The organism is Paracoccus ferrooxidans, assembly GCF_029909815.1.
Classification (GTDB): domain Bacteria; phylum Pseudomonadota; class Alphaproteobacteria; order Rhodobacterales; family Rhodobacteraceae; genus Paracoccus; species Paracoccus versutus.
In genome coordinates this window covers 268,899-288,727 of sequence record NZ_CP038198.1, presented here as the reverse complement: position 1 = coordinate 288,727, position 19,829 = coordinate 268,899, and the positions used below count along the sequence as shown (strand labels likewise).

General features: G+C 67.6%; 20 protein-coding genes and 1 tRNA gene. 9 read left to right on the top strand and 12 right to left on the bottom strand.

The features are described 5' to 3' along the window. The first annotated feature begins 53 nt into the window (after positions 1–53). The 4 genes from dctP to E3U26_RS01420 all read left to right on the top strand — a co-directional run bounded on the left by dctP (position 54) and on the right by E3U26_RS01420 (position 3,788). On the top strand, positions 54–1,052 hold the full coding sequence (gene dctP, locus E3U26_RS01435) for a TRAP transporter substrate-binding protein DctP (RefSeq protein WP_214272641.1): 999 nt from the start codon (positions 54–56) through the stop codon (positions 1,050–1,052). A 57-nt stretch (positions 1,053–1,109) separates the two neighbouring features. Next, a complete protein-coding gene (locus tag E3U26_RS01430) occupies positions 1,110–1,499 on the top strand; it encodes a cupin domain-containing protein (RefSeq protein WP_499105217.1) in 390 nt (129 codons plus the stop codon). An 87-nt stretch (positions 1,500–1,586) separates the two neighbouring features. Next, positions 1,587–2,099: a type 2 periplasmic-binding domain-containing protein gene (locus E3U26_RS01425; RefSeq protein WP_499105216.1), complete on the top strand. Its 513-nt coding sequence runs from the start codon at positions 1,587–1,589 to the stop codon at positions 2,097–2,099. A gap of 63 nt (positions 2,100–2,162) precedes the next feature. Then, on the top strand, positions 2,163–3,788 hold the full coding sequence (locus E3U26_RS01420) for a GMC family oxidoreductase (RefSeq protein ID WP_499105215.1): 1,626 nt from the start codon (positions 2,163–2,165) through the stop codon (positions 3,786–3,788). Between the two features lie 184 nt (positions 3,789–3,972). Here the strand turns inward: E3U26_RS01420 and E3U26_RS01415 are convergent. Then, positions 3,973–4,049, bottom strand: a tRNA-Arg gene (locus tag E3U26_RS01415). Positions 4,050–4,093: 44 nt separating this feature from the next. Beyond that, positions 4,094–4,576, bottom strand: coding sequence for a GNAT family N-acetyltransferase (locus E3U26_RS01410; RefSeq protein WP_036757624.1), 483 nt, complete (start codon positions 4,574–4,576; stop codon positions 4,094–4,096). 277 nt (positions 4,577–4,853) lie between these two features. Between E3U26_RS01410 and E3U26_RS01405 the strand changes: the two genes are divergently transcribed. The 5 genes from E3U26_RS01405 (at position 4,854) to E3U26_RS01385 (ending at position 9,421) form a co-directional block, all read left to right on the top strand. Then, positions 4,854–5,954 carry a sulfate/molybdate ABC transporter ATP-binding protein gene (locus E3U26_RS01405; protein WP_499105214.1) on the top strand — a complete coding sequence of 367 codons (1,101 nt, stop codon included), beginning with the start codon at positions 4,854–4,856 and terminating at the stop codon, positions 5,952–5,954. Then, positions 5,951–6,949, top strand: coding sequence for a sulfate ABC transporter substrate-binding protein (locus E3U26_RS01400; RefSeq protein ID WP_114536215.1), 999 nt, complete (start codon positions 5,951–5,953; stop codon positions 6,947–6,949). The genes E3U26_RS01405 and E3U26_RS01400 overlap by 4 nt, the downstream gene beginning before the upstream one ends. Continuing rightward, positions 6,946–7,791, top strand: a complete 846-nt coding sequence (cysT, locus tag E3U26_RS01395) for a sulfate ABC transporter permease subunit CysT (protein WP_036757627.1) — start codon at positions 6,946–6,948, stop codon at positions 7,789–7,791. The genes E3U26_RS01400 and cysT overlap by 4 nt, the downstream gene beginning before the upstream one ends. After that, the gene (cysW, locus tag E3U26_RS01390; RefSeq protein WP_072463167.1) at positions 7,791–8,615 is read left to right on the top strand and encodes a sulfate ABC transporter permease subunit CysW; all 825 of its coding nucleotides are present in this window, start codon (positions 7,791–7,793) and stop codon (positions 8,613–8,615) included. Before cysT ends, cysW begins: the two co-directional genes overlap by 1 nt. A 62-nt stretch (positions 8,616–8,677) precedes the next feature. Further along, on the top strand, positions 8,678–9,421 hold the full coding sequence (locus tag E3U26_RS01385; RefSeq protein ID WP_036757628.1) for a molecular chaperone DjiA: 744 nt from the start codon (positions 8,678–8,680) through the stop codon (positions 9,419–9,421). Positions 9,422–9,641: 220 nt separating this feature from the next. On the opposite strand, the gene E3U26_RS01380 is transcribed toward E3U26_RS01385, so the two are convergent. From E3U26_RS01380 to hmpA, 10 genes are all read right to left on the bottom strand, one after another. Beyond that, on the bottom strand, positions 9,642–10,481 hold the full coding sequence (locus E3U26_RS01380; protein ID WP_499105212.1) for an ABC transporter ATP-binding protein: 840 nt from the start codon (positions 10,479–10,481) through the stop codon (positions 9,642–9,644). Continuing rightward, entirely contained in the window at positions 10,478–11,317 is an 840-nt protein-coding gene (locus E3U26_RS01375; protein ID WP_499105210.1) for an ABC transporter ATP-binding protein, read from the bottom strand. The genes E3U26_RS01380 and E3U26_RS01375 overlap by 4 nt, the downstream gene beginning before the upstream one ends. Positions 11,318–11,320: 3 nt before the next feature. Next, positions 11,321–12,223, bottom strand: coding sequence for an ABC transporter permease subunit (locus tag E3U26_RS01370; protein WP_036757630.1), 903 nt, complete (start codon positions 12,221–12,223; stop codon positions 11,321–11,323). Beyond that, complete coding sequence (locus tag E3U26_RS01365) at positions 12,220–13,227, bottom strand: ABC transporter permease subunit (protein ID WP_036757631.1); 1,008 nt, start codon at positions 13,225–13,227, stop codon at positions 12,220–12,222. The genes E3U26_RS01370 and E3U26_RS01365 overlap by 4 nt, the downstream gene beginning before the upstream one ends. 72 nt (positions 13,228–13,299) lie before the next feature. Then, a complete protein-coding gene (locus E3U26_RS01360; RefSeq protein WP_499105208.1) occupies positions 13,300–14,904 on the bottom strand; it encodes an ABC transporter substrate-binding protein in 1,605 nt (534 codons plus the stop codon). 298 nt (positions 14,905–15,202) lie between these two features. Beyond that, positions 15,203–15,388: a hypothetical protein gene (locus tag E3U26_RS01355; RefSeq protein ID WP_114536211.1), complete on the bottom strand. Its 186-nt coding sequence runs from the start codon at positions 15,386–15,388 to the stop codon at positions 15,203–15,205. Between the two features lie 390 nt (positions 15,389–15,778). Next, positions 15,779–16,453 (bottom strand): DUF2270 domain-containing protein, encoded by a 675-nt coding sequence (locus E3U26_RS01350; RefSeq protein ID WP_036757637.1) that lies wholly within the window; start codon positions 16,451–16,453, stop codon positions 15,779–15,781. An 85-nt stretch (positions 16,454–16,538) separates the two neighbouring features. Then, positions 16,539–17,348 carry a DUF72 domain-containing protein gene (locus E3U26_RS01345; protein WP_499105206.1) on the bottom strand — a complete coding sequence of 270 codons (810 nt, stop codon included), beginning with the start codon at positions 17,346–17,348 and terminating at the stop codon, positions 16,539–16,541. Positions 17,349–17,406: 58 nt separating this feature from the next. Next, a complete protein-coding gene (locus E3U26_RS01340) occupies positions 17,407–18,441 on the bottom strand; it encodes a GlxA family transcriptional regulator (protein ID WP_114536210.1) in 1,035 nt (344 codons plus the stop codon). A gap of 120 nt (positions 18,442–18,561) precedes the next feature. Further along, a complete protein-coding gene (hmpA, locus tag E3U26_RS01335) occupies positions 18,562–19,770 on the bottom strand; it encodes an NO-inducible flavohemoprotein (RefSeq protein ID WP_036757641.1) in 1,209 nt (402 codons plus the stop codon). Positions 19,771–19,829: the final 59 nt, after the last annotated feature.

Genomic DNA, 19,829 nt, shown 5'->3' with positions numbered 1-19,829 from the left:
AAACGGCTTCATCCCAGCATATTGGAGGAGAAATGCTGCACAAGACGACGAAAATGGCCGCTGTCGCGATGGCGGGCGTCCTGGCGCTGGGGCAACCGCTGCAGGCGCAGGAAGAGGTGAAGCTGCGCTTTGCGCATCCGCTTTCCTCGACCCATTACGCCTGGGTCGAGGGGCTGGGGCGCATGGCGGATGCCGTGGTCAAGGCCAGCGACGGCACGGTGTCCTATGAGGTCTATCCCGCCGGTCAGCTTGGCAAGGACTATGTCTCGGTCCTCAACAGCAAGCTGGCGGATATCGTGGTCCTGATCCCGTCCTATGCATCCGACAAGATGCCGCTGACGACCGTGGCGGAACTGCCGGTGAAATACGAGGACGCCTGCGATGCGACACGCAAGCTTTGGGAAATCGCCAGGCCCGGCGGCGTGCTTTCCGAAGCGGAATACAAGCCCCAGGGTATGCGCGCGCTGTTCGTGACCATCCTTCCCGGCTACAAGGTTCCCACCACCACCAAGCCGGTCCGGTCGCTGGCCGACCTTCAGGGCCTGAAGATCCGGGCCTCGGGTGCCGCCATGGAGCAGACGGTCCGTGCCCTGGGTGCGGTTCCGATCCAGCTGACGGCCAGCGAGATCAACGATTCCCTGCGCCGCGGCACCATCGACGGCGCGATCTGGCCCTATCACGCCGCGCCGCCCTATGAGCTTGAATCGCTGTTCAAATACGGCGCCGAGGGGCCGAACCTGGGTTCCGCGACCATCGTCTTCGCCATGGCGGAAAGCAAATGGCAATCCCTGCCCGAAAACATCCGGCAAGAGATCACCGCCGCCGCCGCCGAGGCGCAGGAGAACCTGTGCCGATGGACCGAGGGCGAAGAGGCCAGGGTCCGCCAGGACATGATCGACAAATACGGCTATCAGCCGACGGTCCTGAGCGACGAGGAGATCGCGTTGTGGAACGAAAAGACCGCGACGGTGGCCGAGGGTTGGGCGGCGCGCATGAACGACAACCGCAAGCCGGGCACCGAGATCCTCGAGGCGTTCCGGCAGGCTGAATGAATGCGCTCCGGGACGCGCATCCCGTCCCGGAACCGCCGGGAAAAAGGAAGGCGCGGCATGCTCGAAGTCGATCTGGCCACGGGTTGGGAGCCGGTCGCCGGCACCGCCGGCATATTCGTCAAGCCGCTCAGCGGCGCCTGGGACGAGGCGGAAGCCGAGGGGTTTCGCACCCGCCATGTCCGCTTCGAACCGGGCGGCGAGACCTTCGCGGCCTTCACCCATCCGCATTGGGAAGAGGCCCTGCTGATCGAGGGCGCGCTGACGCAGAAGGAAAGCAGCATCACCTTGCGCGCCCCGGCCTATGTCATCCGCCCGCCGGGAACGCCGCACGGGCCGCTGGTCTCGGCGTCAGGCTGCCTGATGATCGAGATGCAGTATTTCGCCCGGCGCCGCCTGGGCCTGGCGGATTATCTCGACGCCAGGGCGCCCCAGGGTCCGGCCGGCTGAACCCGGCGATCCGGCCGCTGCGACAACCCCTTGTCGGGCCGGCTTGTCCTGGCCCGGCGAATTCGTAACCAGCGGGAGGAAAAGGCGATGAAAAGACCGGCGAAGCTTGCCGCCCTGGGCCTCTTGCCGCTCATGACCGCCGGAAATGCGGCGGCGCAAGCGCTCGAGGTCTCCGATCCGTGGCCGGCAAGCAACTCCATGCGGCAGGAGGGTGGCCAGGTTCTTGTCGATGCCGTGGCCGAAGCGACCGGCGGCCGGGCCGGGTTCCATGCCGGGCAGCTGGGCAAGGGCCAGCTTTCGGTGCTGTCGTCGGGCATGGCCGACGTCGCCCTGGCTCCCGCGCCCTCCAGCCCGGACAGGATGCCGCCGAGCGGCGGCCTCGACCGGCCGCGGATCACCAGGGACACCTGCGACAGGCTCGGCCGGCCGCGGTCGCCGGCGCAGGAAGGCGGCCTGCTGGGCATGCATGCGCTGTTCGCGACCGCGCCGCCGGGCGTGAAGGGGCGCCGGAACGCGCGCATCGCGTCGATCGAGCCCGACGGGGCCGCCTCCGGCAGCCAGAGGCTCGAGACCCATATCGCCGCCGGCGAAACCAACTGACGGGACGAAACAGGACAGCCCGGACGCATCCCCATGCGTCCGCCATTCCGGGAGGGGATTGATATGGAACCATACGATTATCTCGTTGTCGGCGCCGGTTCCGCCGGTTGCGTCATGGCGAGCCGCCTGTCCGAGGATTCCAGGAAAAGCGTCCTGCTGATCGAGGCGGGACCGTCGGCGGATTATTTCTGGATCAACACCCCCGCCGGCATGGGCCCGCTTTTCCTCAACAAGCGCTACAACTGGGCCTTTACCACCGAAACCGTTCCGACCCTTGGCGGGCGCACGGTCTATTGGCCCCGCGGCAAGACGCTGGGCGGATCGAGTTCCGTCAACGGCATGGTCTATTCGCGCGGCCATCCGATGGATTACGACCATTGGGTCAGCCTCGGCAACGAGGGCTGGAGCTACCGCGATGTCCTGCCCTATTTCAGGAAATCCGAGTGCAACGAGCGGGGCGCAGACGCGTTTTTCGGCGGCGACGGCCCGCTGGCGGTCAGCGACCCGGTGATCCGCCACCCCTCGACCGAGGATTTCGTCGCCGCCGCCGTCAGGAACGGCATCCCCGAGATCCGCGGCCTGAACGCGCCGCCCTACGAAGGCGTCTCGTATCAGCAATTCACCATTCGCGGCGGCCGCCGGGAATCCGCCTATACCGCCTTCGTCAAGCCGGTCCTGCATCGCCGCAACCTGACCGTGCTGACCGGGGTCCGGGTTCTGCGCATCGTCCTCCGAAACGGCGAGGCGACCGGCGTCGAGGTGATCCAGGACGGCGCCAGGCGGATCATCCACGCCGCGCGCGAGGTCATCCTGTCCGCCGGCGCGCTGGCCTCGCCGCATCTGCTGATGCATTCAGGGATCGGCGATGCCGGGCAGCTTCGCAAGTTCGGCATCCAGGCGGCAAGGCACCTGCCCGGCGTCGGGCAGAACCTGCAGGACCATTGGTTCGCCCCCTTCCTGATGCGGGTGACGCCCGACAGCTCCTATAACGGCCACCTCGTCGGATGGCGCAAATATGTCGAGGGGATGCGCTACCTGCTGACCCGTCGCGGCTACCTGGCGATGGGATCCTCGGCGGTCAGCGCCTATGTCCGGTCCACGCCCGACCAGCCGCAGCCCGACCTGCAACTGGCGATCCGGCCGATGACCTCGAACTTCCTGCCCAGCGGCCAGGTCGTCGTCGACCCCGAGCCGGGGATGAGCGGGGCGACGGTGCTGGTCGGCCCGAAATCGACCGGCCATATGGCGCTGAAATCCGCGGACCCGCTGGCGGCCCCGGCCTTTCACCCGAACTATCTGGGCGACGAGGACGACATCCGCCGCACCCTGATCGGCATGAGGTTGTTTCGCAGGATCCTCGCCACCGAGCCACTGTCGCGGCGGATCGTCAGCGAACTGGCGCCCGGACCCGATGCCGTCACCGACGACCAGCTGCTGGACCATCTGAAACAGGCCGGCAGCACGGGCTGGCACCAGACCAGCACCTGCAAGATGGGCAGGGACGAGATGGCGGTGGTCGATCCGCAGCTGCGCGTTCACGGCATCGGCCGGCTGCGCGTGGTGGACGCCTCGGTCATGCCGCGGATCACCCGCGGCAACACCAGCGCCCCGACCATCATGATCGCCGAGAAGGCCGCGGACATGATCCGCAAGTCGCCGTTGCCGCCTTGGCAGGCTGCGCCGCGCTGAGGCGCATCGGATCGCGGCCCGGCCGGCCAGGCGGGCCCGCCCGAAGCCCGGCGACGCAAAGCAAGGCGCGGGCCGCAAGCGCATCCCCTGCGCGGCGGATCAGGCATGGAAACGGGGAACCGATCAGAGGCAGAATGGAAGCCGGGCGTCTAGCGCCTGATATTCAAAGCATTTCTTGATAGGATGGCGACCCCGCCAGGACTTGAACCCGGAACCTAGCGCTTAGAAGGCGCTTGCTCTATCCAGTTGAGCTACGGGGCCGCATGGCGGCAGTCATGGCGCAGGACGGCGGCTGAATCAACCGTTCAATCCGAACCGCGCAGCGCAATCGTCATGAAGACGCTGTTCGGATCGGGGTGGTAGTCGCCAAAGGGCGGGCATTCGACGAAACCCGCCCGCGCATAAAGCCCGCGCGCGGCGATGAAGGTCGGCTGCACCCCGGTTTCCAGGCTCAGCCGCGCCATGCCCTCGGCCCGCGCATGGGCGACCAGCGCCTCGAGCATACGGCGGGAATGGCCGCGCCCGCGGGCCTCGGCCAGCACATGCATGGACTTGATCTCGCCATGATCGGGGGCGATGCGCTTGACCGCGCCCATGCCGACCGGCACGCCGCCCTCGCGCAGCACGAAAAAGGCGATCTCGGGGCCCTCCAGCGCGGCGCGCGGCAGCATGTGGATCGATTCCGGCGGCGTGTCGGCATGCATGTCGGCGGTATGGCGCCGGAACAGCAGCGCCAGATCCTCGCCCAGGGGGCTTTCCCGCCCGATCACCAGATCCCCGCCACCCATCGCGCCATCCCTTTGCTGCTGCGCGCCGGACCCTAGCAGCGGCCGGCGCGATTGCGAAGCCCCGCGCGGCCCGGCGGCATGAAAAATAAGGAAGAATGCGCGCGCCAGCCCCTTGCGGCCCGGACGCTTTCCGCGCCGGGCCGGCGGCAGGGGAACAGCGGTCCGCCGCCCGGCCAGCCTTGGGAAAACATTCGCCGCCCGCCAAGGCGGCCGGGGCCCGCCCGGCTTGCCCGGCCCCGGCCCGCCCGCTACCTCTGGCGCGGAAACGGAGGCGCCCATGTCCATCGTCATCGAGCACATGACCAAAAGCTTCGACGGCACCGCTGTCCTGCGCGGCATCGACCTGACCATCGAATCGGGCGAGCTGGTGGCACTGCTCGGACCCTCGGGCTCGGGCAAGACCACGCTTCTCAAGATCATCGCCGGGCTGGAATGGCCGAATTCCGGCAGGCTGGCGGTGCATGGCGCCGACTGGCTGCACCTGGCGGCGCAGGACCGCCGCATCGGCTTCGTCTTTCAGCATTACGCACTGTTCCCGCATATGAGCGTGCGCGACAACATCGCCTTCGGCCTGAGCGTGCGCCCGCGCGTCCAGCGGCCGGGCAAGGCGGTCATCGCCGCCAAGGTGGACCAGCTGCTGGAGTTCCTGCAGATCGCGCATCTGGGCGACCGCTACCCGGCGCAGCTTTCGGGCGGCCAGCGCCAGCGGGTGGCGCTGGGGCGCGCGCTGGCCATCGAGCCCACGGTGCTGTTGCTGGACGAGCCCTTCGGCGCGCTCGACGCCGCCGTGCGCCGCGACCTGCGCGCCTGGCTGCGCCAGGTGCATGACGAGACCGGCTCGACCACGATCTTCGTCACCCACGACCAGGAGGAAGCCTTCGAACTGGCCGACCGCGTCGTGGTGATGGGCGAGGGCCGGATCGAGCAGATCGGCAATGCCGACCAGATCCACGATCATCCCGCCAGCCCCTTCGTCGCCCGCTTCATGGGCGCGACCATCGAATTGCCGGTGATGCTGCAGGCCGGCCGGGCCGAGGCGCAGGGGCTGGACCCGAGCCGCCTGCCGCGCCGCGCCCTGCCCGACGGGCCGGCCACGCTGTTCCTGCGCCCCGCCGACGTGACGCCCCTGGCCGATCCCGCCGGGCGCTGGCAGGTCGCCCATCGCACCAGCAACGGCGCCCTGCTGCGGCTGGAGCTGACCGACGGCACCGGCCAGTTCGGCATCGACCTGCCCCGCCGCGCGCCCGAGGCGCAGGGGCTGGTCCCCGGCGCCCGCGTCAACCTGCGCCCCGAGGCGGGCACGATCTTTCCCGGCCCGCGCGCCCTGGCTTCGCAGGCCGCCACCGCCGTATTCCCCCGCAAGGAGAAAAGCCTATGACGATCCGCAAGCTTCACGTCGCCGCGCTGGCGCTGATGCTGGGCAGCAGCCCGGCGCTGGCCCAGGACAAGATCCTGAACGTCAGCTATGACATCGCCCGCGAGCTGTTCGAGGCGCTGAACCCCGAGTTCCAGGCGCATTGGAAGGAAAAGACCGGCCGCGACGTGACCATCGACCAAAGCCACGGCGGCTCGTCCAAGCAGGCGCGCGCCATCCTCGAAGGGCTGCCGGCCGATGTCGTCACCTTCAACCAGGAAACCGACGTGGACGTGCTGGCCCAGAACGGCCTGGTGGCCGAGAACTGGCGCGAGGCCCTGCCGAACGGCGCCTCGCCCTATTACTCGCTGCCCGCCTTCCTGGTGCGCAAGGGCAATCCCAAGGGGATCAAGGACTGGTCGGACCTGGCGCGCGACGACGTGCAGGCGGTGTTCCCCAACCCCAAGACCAGCGGCAACGGCCGCTATACCTATCTGGCCGCCTATGCCTATGCCCTGACGCAAGCGGGCGGCACGCCCGAGACGGCGCAGGAATTCGTCGGCAAGATCTTTGCCAACGTGCCGGTCTTCGACACCGGCGGCCGCGCCGCCACCCAGACCTTCGCCGAGCGCAATATCGGCGACGTGCTGATCACCTTCGAGGCCGAGACCAAGGGCATCGCCAGGCAATACGAGGCCCAGGGCTTCGAGGCCGTGACCCCGGCGACCAGCCTTTTCGCCGCCTTCCCGGTCGCCGTGGTGGCCGAGAACGCCGAAAAGAACGGCTCGACCGAGGTTTCGACGGAATATCTCAACTGGCTCTACTCGCCCGAGGCACAGGACACCCTGGCCGAGAACCACTATCGCACCACCGACGAGGCGGTGACGGCGAAATACGCCGCCGAGTTCCCCGAGGTGAAACTGCTGACCGTGGACGAGGTCTTTGGCGGCTGGCAGAAGGTGCAGGATGAGCACCTGGCCGAGGGCGGCATCCTCGACAAGGTCTTCGTCAACCAATGAGCGCCGCCGCCGCGCCCATCCGCGCGAAACGCGTATTGCCGGGGTTCTCGCTGAGCCTCGGCACGACGTTGCTTTACGTCGGGCTGGTGATCCTGATCCCGGTGGTGGCGCTGGTGCTGAAGGGGGCCGAGATCGGGCCGGCGCGGTTCTGGGCCATCGTCACCGCGCCGCGCACGCTGGCGGCGCTGCGGGTGACGCTGACCGCCGCCGCCGCGGCCACCGTCTTCAACGCCTTCTACGGCCTGCTGATGGCCTGGGTGCTGACGCGCTACGACTTTCCCGGCAAGCGCATCCTGGACGCGCTGATGGACATTCCCTTCGCCCTGCCGACCGCCGTCGCCGGCATCTCGCTGACCGCGCTTTATTCGGCGAACGGCTGGTTCGGCGCGCCGCTGGCCGGCGCCGGGATCGAGCTGGTCTATACGCTGGGCGGCGTGATCCTGGCGATGACCTTCACCTCGATCCCCTTCGTGGTGCGCGCGATCCAGCCGGTGCTGGAGGATCTGGACCCGGCGCTGGAGCAGGCGGCGATGACGCTGGGCGCCCGGCCCTTTGCCATCTTCCGCCGCGTGGTGCTGCCGGCGATCCTGCCGGCCTGGCTGGCGGGTTCGACCGTGGCCTTCGCCCGCTCGCTGGGCGAGTTCGGCGCGGTGGTGTTCATCGCCGGCAACCTGCCCTTCAAGACCGAGATCGCGGCGCTGCTGGCCTTCATCCGGCTGGAGGAATACGACTACCAGGGCGCCGCCGCCATCGCGCTGGTGCTGCTGCTGTTCGCGCTGATCCTGCTGGTGGTCTCGAACCTGATCCAGTTCCGCGCCGCCCGCCACCTGGAGGCCCGCTGATGAGCACCGTCGCGCTGACCCACGCCCCCGGCCAAAGCCGCGCGGTGCCGCGGCTGCTGATCGGGCTGGCCTTCGCGCTGACCGCGATCTTCGTGGTGGCGCCCCTGGCCTTCATCTTCTGGCGCGCCTTTGCCGAGGGCTGGGCGGTCTATCTGAAGAACATCGCCGATCCGCTGGTCCTGCATGCGATCTGGCTGACGACGCTGGTCGCGGTGATCGTGGTGCCGGTCAACATCGCCTTCGGCATCGCCGCCGCCTGGGCTATCGCCCGCTTTCGCTTTCCGGGGCGCAAGCTCTTGATGGTGCTGATCGAGATCCCCTTCTCGATCTCGCCGATCATCGCCGGCATCTGCTACCTGCTGCTTTACGGCCGGCAGGGCCTGCTGGGCCCGTGGCTGGCCGCGCATGACCTGAAGGTCATGTTCGCCCTGCCCGGCATCGTGCTGGTCACCATGTTCGTCACCGCCCCCTTCGTCGTGCGCGAGGTGCTGCCGCTGATGCAGGCGCAGGGCTCGGAACAGGAGCAGGCGGCGGTCACGCTGGGCGCGCGCGGCTGGCAGGTGTTTTCCCGCGTCACCCTGCCCAATATCCGCTGGGCGCTGCTCTACGGCGCGGTGCTTTGCACGGCGCGGGCGGTGGGCGAGTTCGGCGGCGTCTCGGTCGTCTCGGGCTCGATCCGCGGGCAGACCAACACCCTGCCCCTGCAAATCGAGCTGATGTTCAACGACCTCAACACCACCGGCGCCTTTGCCGCCGCCTCGACGCTGACCGTGATCGCGCTGGTGGTGCTGGTCGTCAAGGCCGCGTTGGAAAGCCGCAGATGACGGCTCGTAACTGGCGGGAATGTCAGTGGACTTGACCCGCCACCCCGCCTAGGCTGCAGGCCATGGACGCCGCGATCAAGGACCAGAAACAGCCCTGCCCCGAACTGCCGAAGCCCCGCAGCTTCTGGCAGCGCATTGCCGACCGGCTGGCGGCGATCGTCGGCGCGCGCCGCCCCGCCACCCCGCCCGAGAAATCGGTGGCCTTCACCATCGCCGTGATCGCGCTGGGGGCCAAGCTCGCCAAGGCCGACGGTGCCGTGGCGCGGTCCGAGGTGGCGGCCTTTCGCCGCGTCTTCATCATCCCGCGGTCCGAGGAAAAGAACGCCGCCCGCGTCTTCGACCTGGCGCGACAGGACGTGGCCGGCTTCGACGCCTGGGCGCGGCGCATCGCGGCCATGTTCCCGGCGGGCGACCCGGTGCTGGCCGATGTGGTCGAGGGGCTGTTCATCATCGCCGTCGCCGATGGCGACCTGCACGAGGCCGAGATCATTTTCATCGACGAGGTGGCGCGCATCTTCGGCCTGCCCGCCGCCCAGGTGGCGGCGATCCGCGCCCGCCACGACCGCCGGCAGGGCTGCCCCTCTTGCGAGGTGCTGGGCGTGACGCCCGACACGCCGCTGCCCGAGGCGCGGCGGCGCTGGCGCGAACTGGTGCGCGAAAGCCATCCCGACCGCGCCCTGGCCCGCGGCCTGCCGCCCGAGGCGATCCGCCTGGCCGAGGCGCGCACCCGCGCGCTGAACGAGGCATGGGAGACCTTCCGCAACATGCACCCCAAGCGCTGCGCCGGCCCCAGCCTGTCGACCTAGGCGGGCTGCGGAAAAACGGCCTGGGTGTCTCGATCCGGCTCTGGAAGCCGGGAAATTCGCCGCAAAATGACCCGGAAACCTCAAACTCCTGGACCAGTTGCGCCAGATCGGGGACCAATTCCTTTACAGAAAAGGCCCAAGATCCTTTTCCAGCAGCCTGCCAGGGGCCAAGGCATTGCCGGGACGCCTGTGACCTGCGCGCCCCGGCATCCTCGTCGCGTCAGGCCATCGCCGCGCGCAGCGCCTTGCGGCGCGCCACGCGCTCGCGGATCGCCTCGATGTCCGTCACCGGGGTCGCGGCGAACAACTCGCGCGTATAGGGGTGGCAGGGGTCGGCGAAGACCTCTTCGCGGCTGCCCTGCTCGACCGCCTCGCCCTTGTTCATCACCAGCACGTCGTCGGCGATATAGCGCACCACCGACAGGTCGTGGCTGATGAAGACATAGGCCAGGTTGAACTCGTCCTGCAGGTCGGCCAGCAGGTTCAGCACCTGCGCCTGGACCGAAAGGTCCAGCGCCGAGACCGGCTCGTCCAGCACCAGCAGCGTCGGGTTCAGCATCAGCGCGCGGGCGATGGCGATGCGCTGGCGCTGCCCGCCCGAGAACATGTGCGGATAGCGGTTGAACACCTCGGGCGGCAGGCCGACCTTGGCCAGCATCTCCTCGGCGCGGCAGCGACGCTCGGCGGCGGGCGTGTCGGTGTTCAGAAGCAGGGGTTCCATCAGCACGTCGCCGATCTTCTGGCGCGGGTTCAGGCTGCCATAGGGGTTCTGGAACACCATCTGCACCTTGGAGCGCATCTCGCGCGTCAGCCGCGCCTTGCCGATGTCCACGGGCTTGCCGTCGATCAGCAGCTCGCCGCCCGAGGCCGGGTCGATCAGCGCGATGATCCGCGCCAGCGTCGACTTGCCCGAGCCGGATTCGCCGACGATGGCCAGCGTCTTGCCGCGATCGACCGAGAAGCTGATGCCCTTGACCGCGCGCACCATCTTGGCGGCGCGGGTCAGCGAGCCGGGGACGTAATAGTCGCGGATCAGGTTGCGCCCTTCGACGACACTCATGGCCGCACCTCCGGTTCAAGGAAGCTGCCGACGGTGGGCAGCCGGTCGCCCGTCGCGTTCTCGGGCAGGGCCGAAAGCAGCGCGCGGGTATAGGGATGCGAAGGTGCCTCGAACAGCGTCAGCACGTCGGCCTCTTCCATCTTGCGGCCCTTGTATTGCACCTGCACGCGGTCCGCGGTCTCGGCCACCACGCCCATGTCGTGGGTGATCAGGATCAGCGCCATGCCGGTCTGTTCCTGCAGTTTCATCAGCAGGTCGAGGATCTGCTTCTGGATCGTCACGTCCAGCGCCGTCGTCGGCTCGTCCGCGATCAAGAGGCGCGGGCCGGTGGCGATGGCCATGGCGATCATCACCCGCTGGCATTGCCCGCCGGACATCTGGTGCGGATAGCTTTTCAGCTTTTCCTCGGGGTCGGGGATGCCGACCTGGCGAAACAGCTCCAGCGCGCGGGCGCGGGCGGCGCGTTTCGACAGGCCCGCGTTGAAGCGCAGCACCTCCTCGATCTGGTAGCCGGTGGTAAAGCTGGGGTTCAGGGACGCGATGGGTTCCTGGAAGATCATGGTGATCTCGCGCCCGATGATGCGGCGGCGCTGGCGCGGGGTCATGCGCAGCAGGTCTTGCCCGTCGAAGGTCATCTCGTCGGCGGTGACGGTGGCGGTGTCGGGCAAAAGCCCCATCGCCGCCAGCATCGACACCGACTTGCCCGAGCCCGACTCGCCCACGATGGCCAGCACCTCGCCCTTGTCCACGGTCACGTCGATGCCGTCCACGGCGGTGAAGCTGCCGGTCGAGGTGGCGAAGCGCACGGTCAGGTTGCGGATTGTCAGAAGCGCCATCACTCAGCTCCGCTTCAGTTTCGGGTCGAGCGCGTCGCGCAGCCCGTCGCCCATCAGGTTGATCGCCAGCACCGAGACCAGGATGGCGAGGCCGGGGAAGGTGACGACCCACCAGGCGCGCAGGATGAACTCGCGCGCCTCGGCCAGCATGGTGCCCCATTCGGACGCCGGCGGCTGCGCGCCCATGCCGAGGAAACCCAGCGCGGCGCTGTCGAGGACCGCCGAACTGAAGGAAAGCGTCGCCTGCACGATCAAGGGCGCCAGGCAATTGGGCAGGATGGTCTTGAACATCAGCCGCAGGTTGCCGGCGCCCGCCACCTTGGCGGCGGTGACATATTCGCGCGCCTTCTCGCCCATCACCGCGGCGCGGGTCAGGCGTGCGAAATGCGGCTGGTAGACGATGGCGATGGCGATCATCGCATTGGTCAGCCCCGGCCCCAGCACGGCGACCAGCACCAGCGCCAGCAAGAGCGAGGGAAAGGCCAGCACCACGTCCATGACGCGCATGATGACGGTATCGACCCAGCCGCCGAAGAAACCGGCGACCAGTCCGATGATGATGCCGCCGGTCAGGGCGATGGCGACGACGACGATGCCGATGAACAGCGAATATTGCGCGCCATGGATCAGCCGCGACAGCATGTCCCGGCCCACGGCATCGGTGCCCAGCAGAAAGCCCGCGCGCCCGCCCTCTTGCCAGATCGGCGGCACCAGCAGCGCGTCGCGATATTGCTGCGTCGGGTCATGCGGCGCGATCAGCGACGCGAAGATCGCGGTCAGCACCAGCAGGACGAAGACGACGAGGCCGATCACCGCGCCGCGGTTCTGGCTGAAATAGAACCAGAACTCGCGCAGCATCCGGCGGCGGATGGCCGCGTCCGAAATCTTGACGGTGGTATCGGTCATTTGTGCCGGATCCTCGGGTTGATGAGACCATAGGTCAGGTCGACGATCAGGTTCACGATCATCACGATGGCGGCGATCAGCAGCAGGCCAGACTGCACCACCGGATAGTCGCGGCGCGAGATCGAATCGATCATCCACTTGCCGATGCCGGGCCAGGAAAAGATCGTCTCGGTCAGGATGGCGCCCGCCATCAGAACGCCGACTTGCAGGCCGATGGTGGTGATGACCGGGATCATGGCATTGCGCAGCGCATGGACCCCGATCACCCGGCGGGTCGACAGGCCCTTGGCCCTGGCGGTGCGGACGTAATCCTCGCCCATCACCTCCAGCATGGCCGAGCGGGTCTGGCGCGCGATCACCGCCAGCGGAATGGTCGCCAGCACGATCGAGGGCAGGATCAGGTGGCTCAGCGCCGACGCGAAGGCGCCCTTCTGCCCGGAAATCAGGCTGTCGATCAGCATGAAGCCCGTGACCTGCGGAAAGAAATACATCAGCGAGATGCGGCCCGAGACCGGGGTCCAGCCCAGCACGCCGGAAAACAGGATGATGAGCAGAAGCCCCCACCAGAAGATCGGCATGGAAAACCCGACCAGCGCCGCGGTCATCGAGACTTGGTCGAACCAGCTGCCGCGCTTGATCGCCGCGATCACGCCCACCGGCACGCCGATCACCGTGGCGATGATGATGGCCACCAGCGCCAGCTCGACCGTGGCCGGGAACAGCGCCAGGAACTCGGTCAGCACCGGCTTCTTCGTCACCAGCGAATTGCCCAGGTCGCCCTGCAGCAGGTTGCCGAGATAATGCAGGTATTGCTGCCAGACCGGCTTGTCATAGCCAAGCTGCGCCGCGATCTGGGCATAGCGCTCGGGCGAGACGCCGCGCTCGCCGGCCATCAGCAGCACCGGATCGCCCGGCAGCAGGCGGATGAAGCCGAAGGCCACCAGCGTGATCCCGATCATCGTCGGGACCAGGTAAAGCAGTTTCTTGAGGATGAATCTGAGCATCGAACCCTAACCTAAGGGCCGTGCAAGGAAATTTCCCTGCACGGCCGCGAGAGTTTCAATCCGGGCGCGACCTTATTCGGTCAGGTCCACGGTGTCGAAGACATAGTCGCCCAACGGCGACTGCACGAAGCCGGTGACGTTCTTGGCCATCGGCACGTATTGGGTCGAATGCGCCAGCGTGGCCCAGGGTGCCTCGCGCTTGAAGATGACCTGCGCCTCTTCGTAAAGCTTGACCCGCTCGTCATGGTCCGAGGTCGCCTTGGCCTTGGCCAGCAGGTCCGAGAATTCCTGGTTGCACCAGAAGGCACGGTTCGCCCCGCCCGGCGTGGCCGCGGCGCAGGACAGAAGCACCGACAGGAAGTTGTCGGGATCGCCGTTGTCGCCGGTCCAGCCCAGGATGACGGCGCCCTTGCGACCCTCTTCCATCGACTTCTTCAGGTATTCGCCCCATTCGTAGCTGACGATCTCGACCTTGACGCCGACCTTGGCGAAGTCGCTCTGGATCATCTCGGCGGTGCGGCGGGCGTTGGGCATGTAGGGGCGCTGCACCGGCATGGCCCAGACTTCCATGGTCAGGTCCTTGACGCCGGCTTCCTCCAGCATCGCCTTGGCCGCCTCGGGATCGTATTTGTCGTCCTCGATGGCGTCGTTATAGGACCACATGGTCGGCGGGATCGGGTTCTTGGCGACCTCGGCATTGCCCTGGTAGACGGCATCGATCAGCGCCGGCTTGTCCATGGCCATGTTCAGCGCCTTGCGGACCTGCGGGTTGTCGAAGGGCGCGACGGTGGTGTTATAGGCCAGGTAGCCCACGTTCAGGCCGGGCTGCTCGTCCAGCTTGAGGTTCGGGTCGGCGCGGATCTCGTCCAAGTCGGCGGGCGCGGGATAGGGCATCAGGTGGCATTCGCCGGCCTTGAGCTTTTGCAGCCGCACCGAGGCGTCGGGGGTGATGGCAAAGACCAGGTCGTCGATCTTGGGCGCCTCGCCCCAGTAGTCGGCGTTCTTCTGATAGCGGATCACCGCGTCCTTCTGGTAGGCGACGAACTTGAAGGGGCCGGTGCCGATGGGGGCGTTGTTCAGGTCTTCGCGGGTGCCGGCGGCGTCCAGCGCATCGGCATATTCCTTGGACACGATCGAGACGAAGGGCATGGCCACATTGGCCAGGAACGGCGCCTCGGGCTGGTTGAGGGTGAACTTCACCGTATGGTCGTCGACCTTTTCGATGGACTTGATCAGCTTGTCCATCTCCATCGAGGAATAATACTCATAGGTGATGCCGGGGATGTATTCGTGCCAGGGATGGTCGGCGCTGGCCTGGCGCTCGAAGGTGAAGATCACGTCGTCGGCGTTGAAGTCGCGCGAGGGCGTGAACTTGTCGTTGGAATGGAACTTCACGCCCTGGCGCAGATGGAAGGTGTATTCCAGCCCGTTCTCCGACACGTCCCAGCTTTCGGCCAGGGCCGGCTCGATCTCGGTGGTGCCCGGCTTGAACTGCACCAGGCGGTTGTAGACCGCATGGCCCGAGGCGTCGAAGGTGGTGCCCGCGGTATAGGGCGCGGCGTCGAACCCTTCCGGCGAGCCCTCCGAGCAATAGACGAAGGTCTTGGCATGCAGCGGCGCCGCAGCCATCAAGGCGAAAGCCGATGCCGCAAGCATCCGGGTGGAGAAGAGTGACATAATGCCTCCCATGTCTAGAGATATTCCCTGTCCCGATGCAAACGAATCTGCCTGACAGGTCAAGTGCTTTGCCGGGTCTGATCGTCGATTTGCCGCGATGACGCTGCGAAACGCCGGAATCATCGGGCGAATCTTGGCGTTCCACCGGGCAGCCATGGGAAAGCCCCCGCCGCAAAAACAGACAGAACCGGACCGTTCAGACGCTGCCGCGCCGCCGGTTCCCGCCCTGGGCGGGATGATTCTCGGCCCGGCATCCGCGGATCGGGGCGGCAGGCGGGTCCGCACCGGCGGCGGGACATCATCCGCCGTCGCCACGCCCCAGGAAAAGCGCCACGAAAAGATAGATCCCTGCCGCACCGAACAGGATGGCCCAGAAGAAGGCGCCACCCGCCGCCTCGAACGCCGCCCAAAGCAGGGGCAGCAGGACGCAGAGGACGCGGACCCAGAGCGGGCGGAAGAACGGGTGTTTGGGATCGACCAGCATCCCGCCAGCCTAGTGCAGCACGGCTGCCGGCGCCATATCCCTCGGCGCCTTGGGCCGATGGGGTGGCATTGCGCCGGCTCCAGCCTGCCGAGGCCTGGCCGCCTCGACCACCGGCGGCGGCGCCTGCCCTTCTTTCGTGCCCAAATATCCTGGGGGGACGTTTCCTCCACCCCGTCGAGGGGTGGAAGGAAACGCGGGGGGCAACGCCCCCCGACGCCAGCGGCGCAGCCGATCCCGGCGCGGCCGTCCGGCACCCGGCCGCACCGCCAGGACACAAACACCGGCCGCGCCGGCCACACCCTCGAACCTGGATCGCCCCGCCATGCATCCTGCATTCAGCCGGGGGGATGCGTCAGGAAAAGCGCGCGCTTGCATCGGCCCGACGGGCCCTCACCCCATGCCCAGCGGATCCTGGCGCCAGCGGGCGCGCTTGCGGTCCTCGCGCAGGCTCCACAGGGCGATGGCGCCCCAGGACAGGCAATAGGCCAGCCCCAAGGCCAGCACCAGCCAACCCGGAATCGGGCCGATGGCGGCGCGCTCCAGCAATTCGCCCGCCGATTGCAGCGGGGTCGGATGCACCCCCAGCTTGCCCAGATAGGCTGCGGTCTGGATCAGCAGGATCCAGAAGTAATTGCGCCGGATGCGCCGGCCGATGGCGGTGCGCAGGCTGACGTGATAGGCGGGGCGGCGGTAATCCTCGGCTAGCCGGTCCTGCCAGCCGGTTTCCAGCCGCAAATCGCCGTCGCGCAGCATCGGCGCCATGAAGTTCAGCTCCATCCAGCGGCAGCGCGCGCGCCAGACGTTGAAATAGCGATAGCGCCGGGCCTCCAGCATCAGGAAGAAGATGATGAGGATGCCGACCAGAACCAGCGGCAACGGCGATGCCTGGGGCGAGGAAAAGGTGATCGACAGCGCCACCCCCAGCGTCACCACCGACCAGTTCGTCGTGGTGTCGAGCCGCGTGCGCCAGATGGTCGAGCGATAGATTTCAGCCCGGTAAAGATGCGCAAGCGCGCCGATTTCCGCCGTGTCCAGCGACTTGCGGCTGTTCTGCTGTCCGTCCATATGCGCGTTCTCCCTGCCTTGCAGCTTGGCAGGGCCGGACCTTGCCGGCAAGACCCCCGGTCCGCGGCCGGACCCTCCGCGGCCTTCAGCTCAGCCGCTCGATCAGCGCCATGGCGGCTTGCGGATTATGCGCCTTGTGGCCGCCGATGACGTAAAGATAGACGTCGCGCGGCCCCGGGACAGCGTTCGGCCCGACATGATCCAGCCCCTCGGGCAGCCCGCCCGCGGCCCAGATCCGCGCCCTTTCCGCCCAAAGATCCAGCACGGCCGGCGAATAGCCCAGCGCCTCGTCCGCGCTGGTGCCCATGATGCGCGCATAGACGAAGGGCGCGGTCGGATCGGCGATCTGCGGATACTTGCCGTCCGCGGCGACCACGGCCGCCACCCCATGCTCGCGCAGCATCTCGGTAAAGGCGGGCGTACGGAAGCTCTCGTGGCGGACCTCGACCACATGGCGCAGCGCCCTGCCCTCGGCCGAGGCGGGCAGCAGCTTCAGGAAGGCCTCGAAATCCGCCGGCTCGAATTTCTTCGTCGCCATGAACTGCCAGTTGATCGGCCCCAGCTTGTCGCCCAAGAGCATGACCCCGCCGGACAGGAAGCGCGCGATGGTTTCGCCCGCATCGGCCAGCACCTTGCGGTTGGTGGCATAGCGCGGCGCCTTCAGCGAAAAGACGAAATCCTCGGGCGTCTCGTCATGCCATTTGCGAAAGCTCTCGGGTTTTTGCGCGCCGTAATAGGTGCCGTTGACCTCGATCGAGGTCAGCCGGCGGCTGGCATGTTCCAGTTCGCGCCGCTGCGCCAGCCCCTCGGGATAGAAGCTGCCGCGCCAGGGCTCATAGGTCCAGCCGCCGATGCCGATGCGGATGCGTCCCGCCGCCGCCCTGCCCTTGTCCATCCCCCGTCCTCCTGCGCTGGCGATTCGGCCGATCATAGCGCAGGGCGCGGGCCAGGCCCTAACCCGGCCGCTTGCGCGTCAGCGAGAACTTGTAGGGCGACATGCCGTATTGCCCCCGGAACACCTTGGAGAAATACGAGGACGAGCCGAAGCCGCAGGCCACCGCCACCTGCATGACGCTGAGATTGGTCTCGGTCAGCAACGAGCGGGCATGCTGCAGCCGCACCCTGTTGAGGTATTGCAGCGGCGTCGTGTCCAGGTAGCGCTGGAACAGCCGCTCGAGCTGGCGGCGCGAGATGCCCAGGTGGCGGGCGCATTCGGCCAGGTCGATCTCGTCCTCGACATGGGCCTCGATATAGGCCACGGCGCGGATCAGGTGGTCGTTGCGCGTGCCCAGGCGGACGGAAAGCGAACTCAGCTGTTCGTCCTCGCCGCGGCGGATCTGGCCCAGCAGGCACATGTTCATCACCGCCTGGCCCAGCTCGGCGCCGTAGTAATCCTCGATCAGCTTCAGCGCCAGCTCGGCCGAGGCGACGCCGCCGGCGCAGGTGACGATGCGCTCGTCGATGCAGAAGATGCGCCGCTCGGGCACCAGGTCGGGATATTTCTCGGTGAAGTTCGGGATGTTTTCCCAATGCAGGGTAAAGCGGCGGCCGTTGAGGATGCCGGCACGGGCCAGCGCATAGGCGCCGGTGCAAAGCCCGCCCACGGTGCCGCCATGGCGCCATTGCTTGCGCAGCCAGTCGGTCAGCTCGGCGCTGCAACCCGCATCCGGCTCGACCCCGCCGCAGACCAGCACGTAATCCGAGGCCGGCGCCTCGGACAGCGGCGCGTCGGGCAGCAGCGGCACCCCGTTCGAGCAGGTGATCGGCGCGCCGCTTTCGCTGTGGATGCGCCATTTGAACAGCACCTGCTCGGTCAGCTGGTTGGCCACCCGCAAGGGCTCGATCGCCGAGGTGAAGGCCAGCATGGTAAAGCGCGGCATCAGCACGAAGGACACGGTGATCGGCGCCCGGACCGGCGTCGCAAGCTTCACATGGGCGATGCCCCGCGCGATATAGCGTTCGCTGTCGTCAGCAACAGATTGCGGCACGATGGTTTCCCGGATGCTGCACCCGGCCGGGGGACCGGGCGTCCGTTCCGCATTGCCACAAGCCGCGGCGCGCTGCCAAGCCCCTTGGCAAGGGCTGGGCAGCGTCGGCCCAAGGCCGCCTCAGGCGGCCAGCAATTCGTCGGCCGGGCCGAAGAACTCGTAATGGATGCGGTCCGCGGGCACGCCCGCCAGCGACAAGGCCGCCACCGCCGCGCGCAGGAAGGGGCGCGGGCCGCAGATATAGTAATCCGCCGCCTCCGAGGGGGTATTGGCCAGCAACCATTCCTCGGTGATCAGCCCGGCATGGTCGTAGTCGCGGCCCGCGACCTCGTCCGCCAGCGGCGTCTGGTGGAAATCGGTGACGGTGATCTGCGGCCGCCGCTTGGCCAGCGCGCGGACATGGGCGCGCATCGCATGGGTGTCGCGGTCGTGGGTGCCGTGGATGTAATGCACCGGCACCGGCGCATCCGATTGCACCAGCGCCTCCAGCATGGCGACCATGGGCGTCAGCCCCACGCCCCCCGACAGCAGCACCACCGGCCGCTCGGGCCGTTCGGGCAGGAAGAACTCGCCCGCGGGGGCCGCGACCTTCAGCACCGTGCCCGGCCTTTGCTGGTGCAGCCAGCCCGAGACCAGCCCCTGCGGCTCGCGCTTGACCGAGATGCGATAGGTCTGGCCGTTCGCCGCGGCCGAGATCGAATAGTTGCGCTTGGCCGGGGCATGGCCGGGGATCTCCAGCCAGAAGGTCAGGTATTGGCCCGGCTTGTGCGCCATCACCGGCCCGCCATCGACCGGGCGCAGGATGAACGAGGCGATGGTGCTGCTTTCGCGGATCACCTCGTCGATGCGGAAGTCGCGCCAGCCGTTCCAGCCGCCCTCGACCGCCAGCTGCTCGTCATAGATCCGCCGCTCGCGCGCGATCAGGATATTGGCGAGGAACCAATAGGCCTCGCCCCAGGCATCCAGCACCTCGTCGGTGGCCGCATCGCCCAGCACCGCCTGGATGGCGCCCAGAAGCGCCTCGGCGACATGGGGGTAATGTTCGGGCAGGATCTGCAGGCCGACGTGTTTCTGGGCGATGCGCTCGACCGCGGGAACCAGCGCCGTCACGTTGTCGATATTGTTGGCATAGGCCAGGATCGCCCCGGTCAGCGCGCGCGGCTGCGATTCCGAACCGCCCTGGTGCGTCTGGTTGAACAGGTCGCGGATGTCCGGGTTCTGGAACATGCGCGCATACATTTCGCGAATGATGTCAAGGCCATGCGCCTCAAGCGCGGGGACGGTGGCTTTGACCAGGGCGATGGTCTGCGCGCTCAGCGGCTGCGGCATTCGGCTTCTCCTGCAAGGGGGCGCGGCAGGGGATCGGCCGCGACTCAAAACATGTATTG

What these genes read in the sequence shown, in the direction of transcription:
- hmpA (WP_036757641.1), bottom strand. Translation starts at nt 19,770, where the DNA reads ATGCCGCAGCCGCTGAGCGCGCAGACCATCGCCCTGGTCAAAGCCACC.
- E3U26_RS01380 (WP_499105212.1), bottom strand. Translation starts at nt 10,481, where the DNA reads ATGAGTGTCGTCGAAGGGCGCAACCTGATCCGCGACTATTACGTCCCC.
- E3U26_RS01345 (WP_499105206.1), bottom strand. Translation starts at nt 17,348, where the DNA reads ATGGACAAGGGCAGGGCGGCGGCGGGACGCATCCGCATCGGCATCGGC.
- E3U26_RS01420 (WP_499105215.1), top strand. Translation starts at nt 2,163, where the DNA reads ATGGAACCATACGATTATCTCGTTGTCGGCGCCGGTTCCGCCGGTTGC.
- E3U26_RS01360 (WP_499105208.1), bottom strand. Translation starts at nt 14,904, where the DNA reads ATGTCACTCTTCTCCACCCGGATGCTTGCGGCATCGGCTTTCGCCTTG.
- dctP (WP_214272641.1), top strand. Translation starts at nt 54, where the DNA reads ATGGCCGCTGTCGCGATGGCGGGCGTCCTGGCGCTGGGGCAACCGCTG.
- E3U26_RS01430 (WP_499105217.1), top strand. Translation starts at nt 1,110, where the DNA reads ATGCTCGAAGTCGATCTGGCCACGGGTTGGGAGCCGGTCGCCGGCACC.
- cysW (WP_072463167.1), top strand. Translation starts at nt 7,791, where the DNA reads ATGAGCACCGTCGCGCTGACCCACGCCCCCGGCCAAAGCCGCGCGGTG.
- E3U26_RS01350 (WP_036757637.1), bottom strand. Translation starts at nt 16,453, where the DNA reads ATGGACGGACAGCAGAACAGCCGCAAGTCGCTGGACACGGCGGAAATC.
- E3U26_RS01410 (WP_036757624.1), bottom strand. Translation starts at nt 4,576, where the DNA reads ATGGGTGGCGGGGATCTGGTGATCGGGCGGGAAAGCCCCCTGGGCGAG.
- E3U26_RS01405 (WP_499105214.1), top strand. Translation starts at nt 4,854, where the DNA reads ATGTCCATCGTCATCGAGCACATGACCAAAAGCTTCGACGGCACCGCT.
- E3U26_RS01375 (WP_499105210.1), bottom strand. Translation starts at nt 11,317, where the DNA reads ATGGCGCTTCTGACAATCCGCAACCTGACCGTGCGCTTCGCCACCTCG.
- cysT (WP_036757627.1), top strand. Translation starts at nt 6,946, where the DNA reads ATGAGCGCCGCCGCCGCGCCCATCCGCGCGAAACGCGTATTGCCGGGG.
- E3U26_RS01370 (WP_036757630.1), bottom strand. Translation starts at nt 12,223, where the DNA reads ATGACCGATACCACCGTCAAGATTTCGGACGCGGCCATCCGCCGCCGG.
- E3U26_RS01400 (WP_114536215.1), top strand. Translation starts at nt 5,951, where the DNA reads ATGACGATCCGCAAGCTTCACGTCGCCGCGCTGGCGCTGATGCTGGGC.
- E3U26_RS01365 (WP_036757631.1), bottom strand. Translation starts at nt 13,227, where the DNA reads ATGCTCAGATTCATCCTCAAGAAACTGCTTTACCTGGTCCCGACGATG.
- E3U26_RS01355 (WP_114536211.1), bottom strand. Translation starts at nt 15,388, where the DNA reads ATGCTGGTCGATCCCAAACACCCGTTCTTCCGCCCGCTCTGGGTCCGC.
- E3U26_RS01385 (WP_036757628.1), top strand. Translation starts at nt 8,678, where the DNA reads ATGGACGCCGCGATCAAGGACCAGAAACAGCCCTGCCCCGAACTGCCG.
- E3U26_RS01425 (WP_499105216.1), top strand. Translation starts at nt 1,587, where the DNA reads ATGAAAAGACCGGCGAAGCTTGCCGCCCTGGGCCTCTTGCCGCTCATG.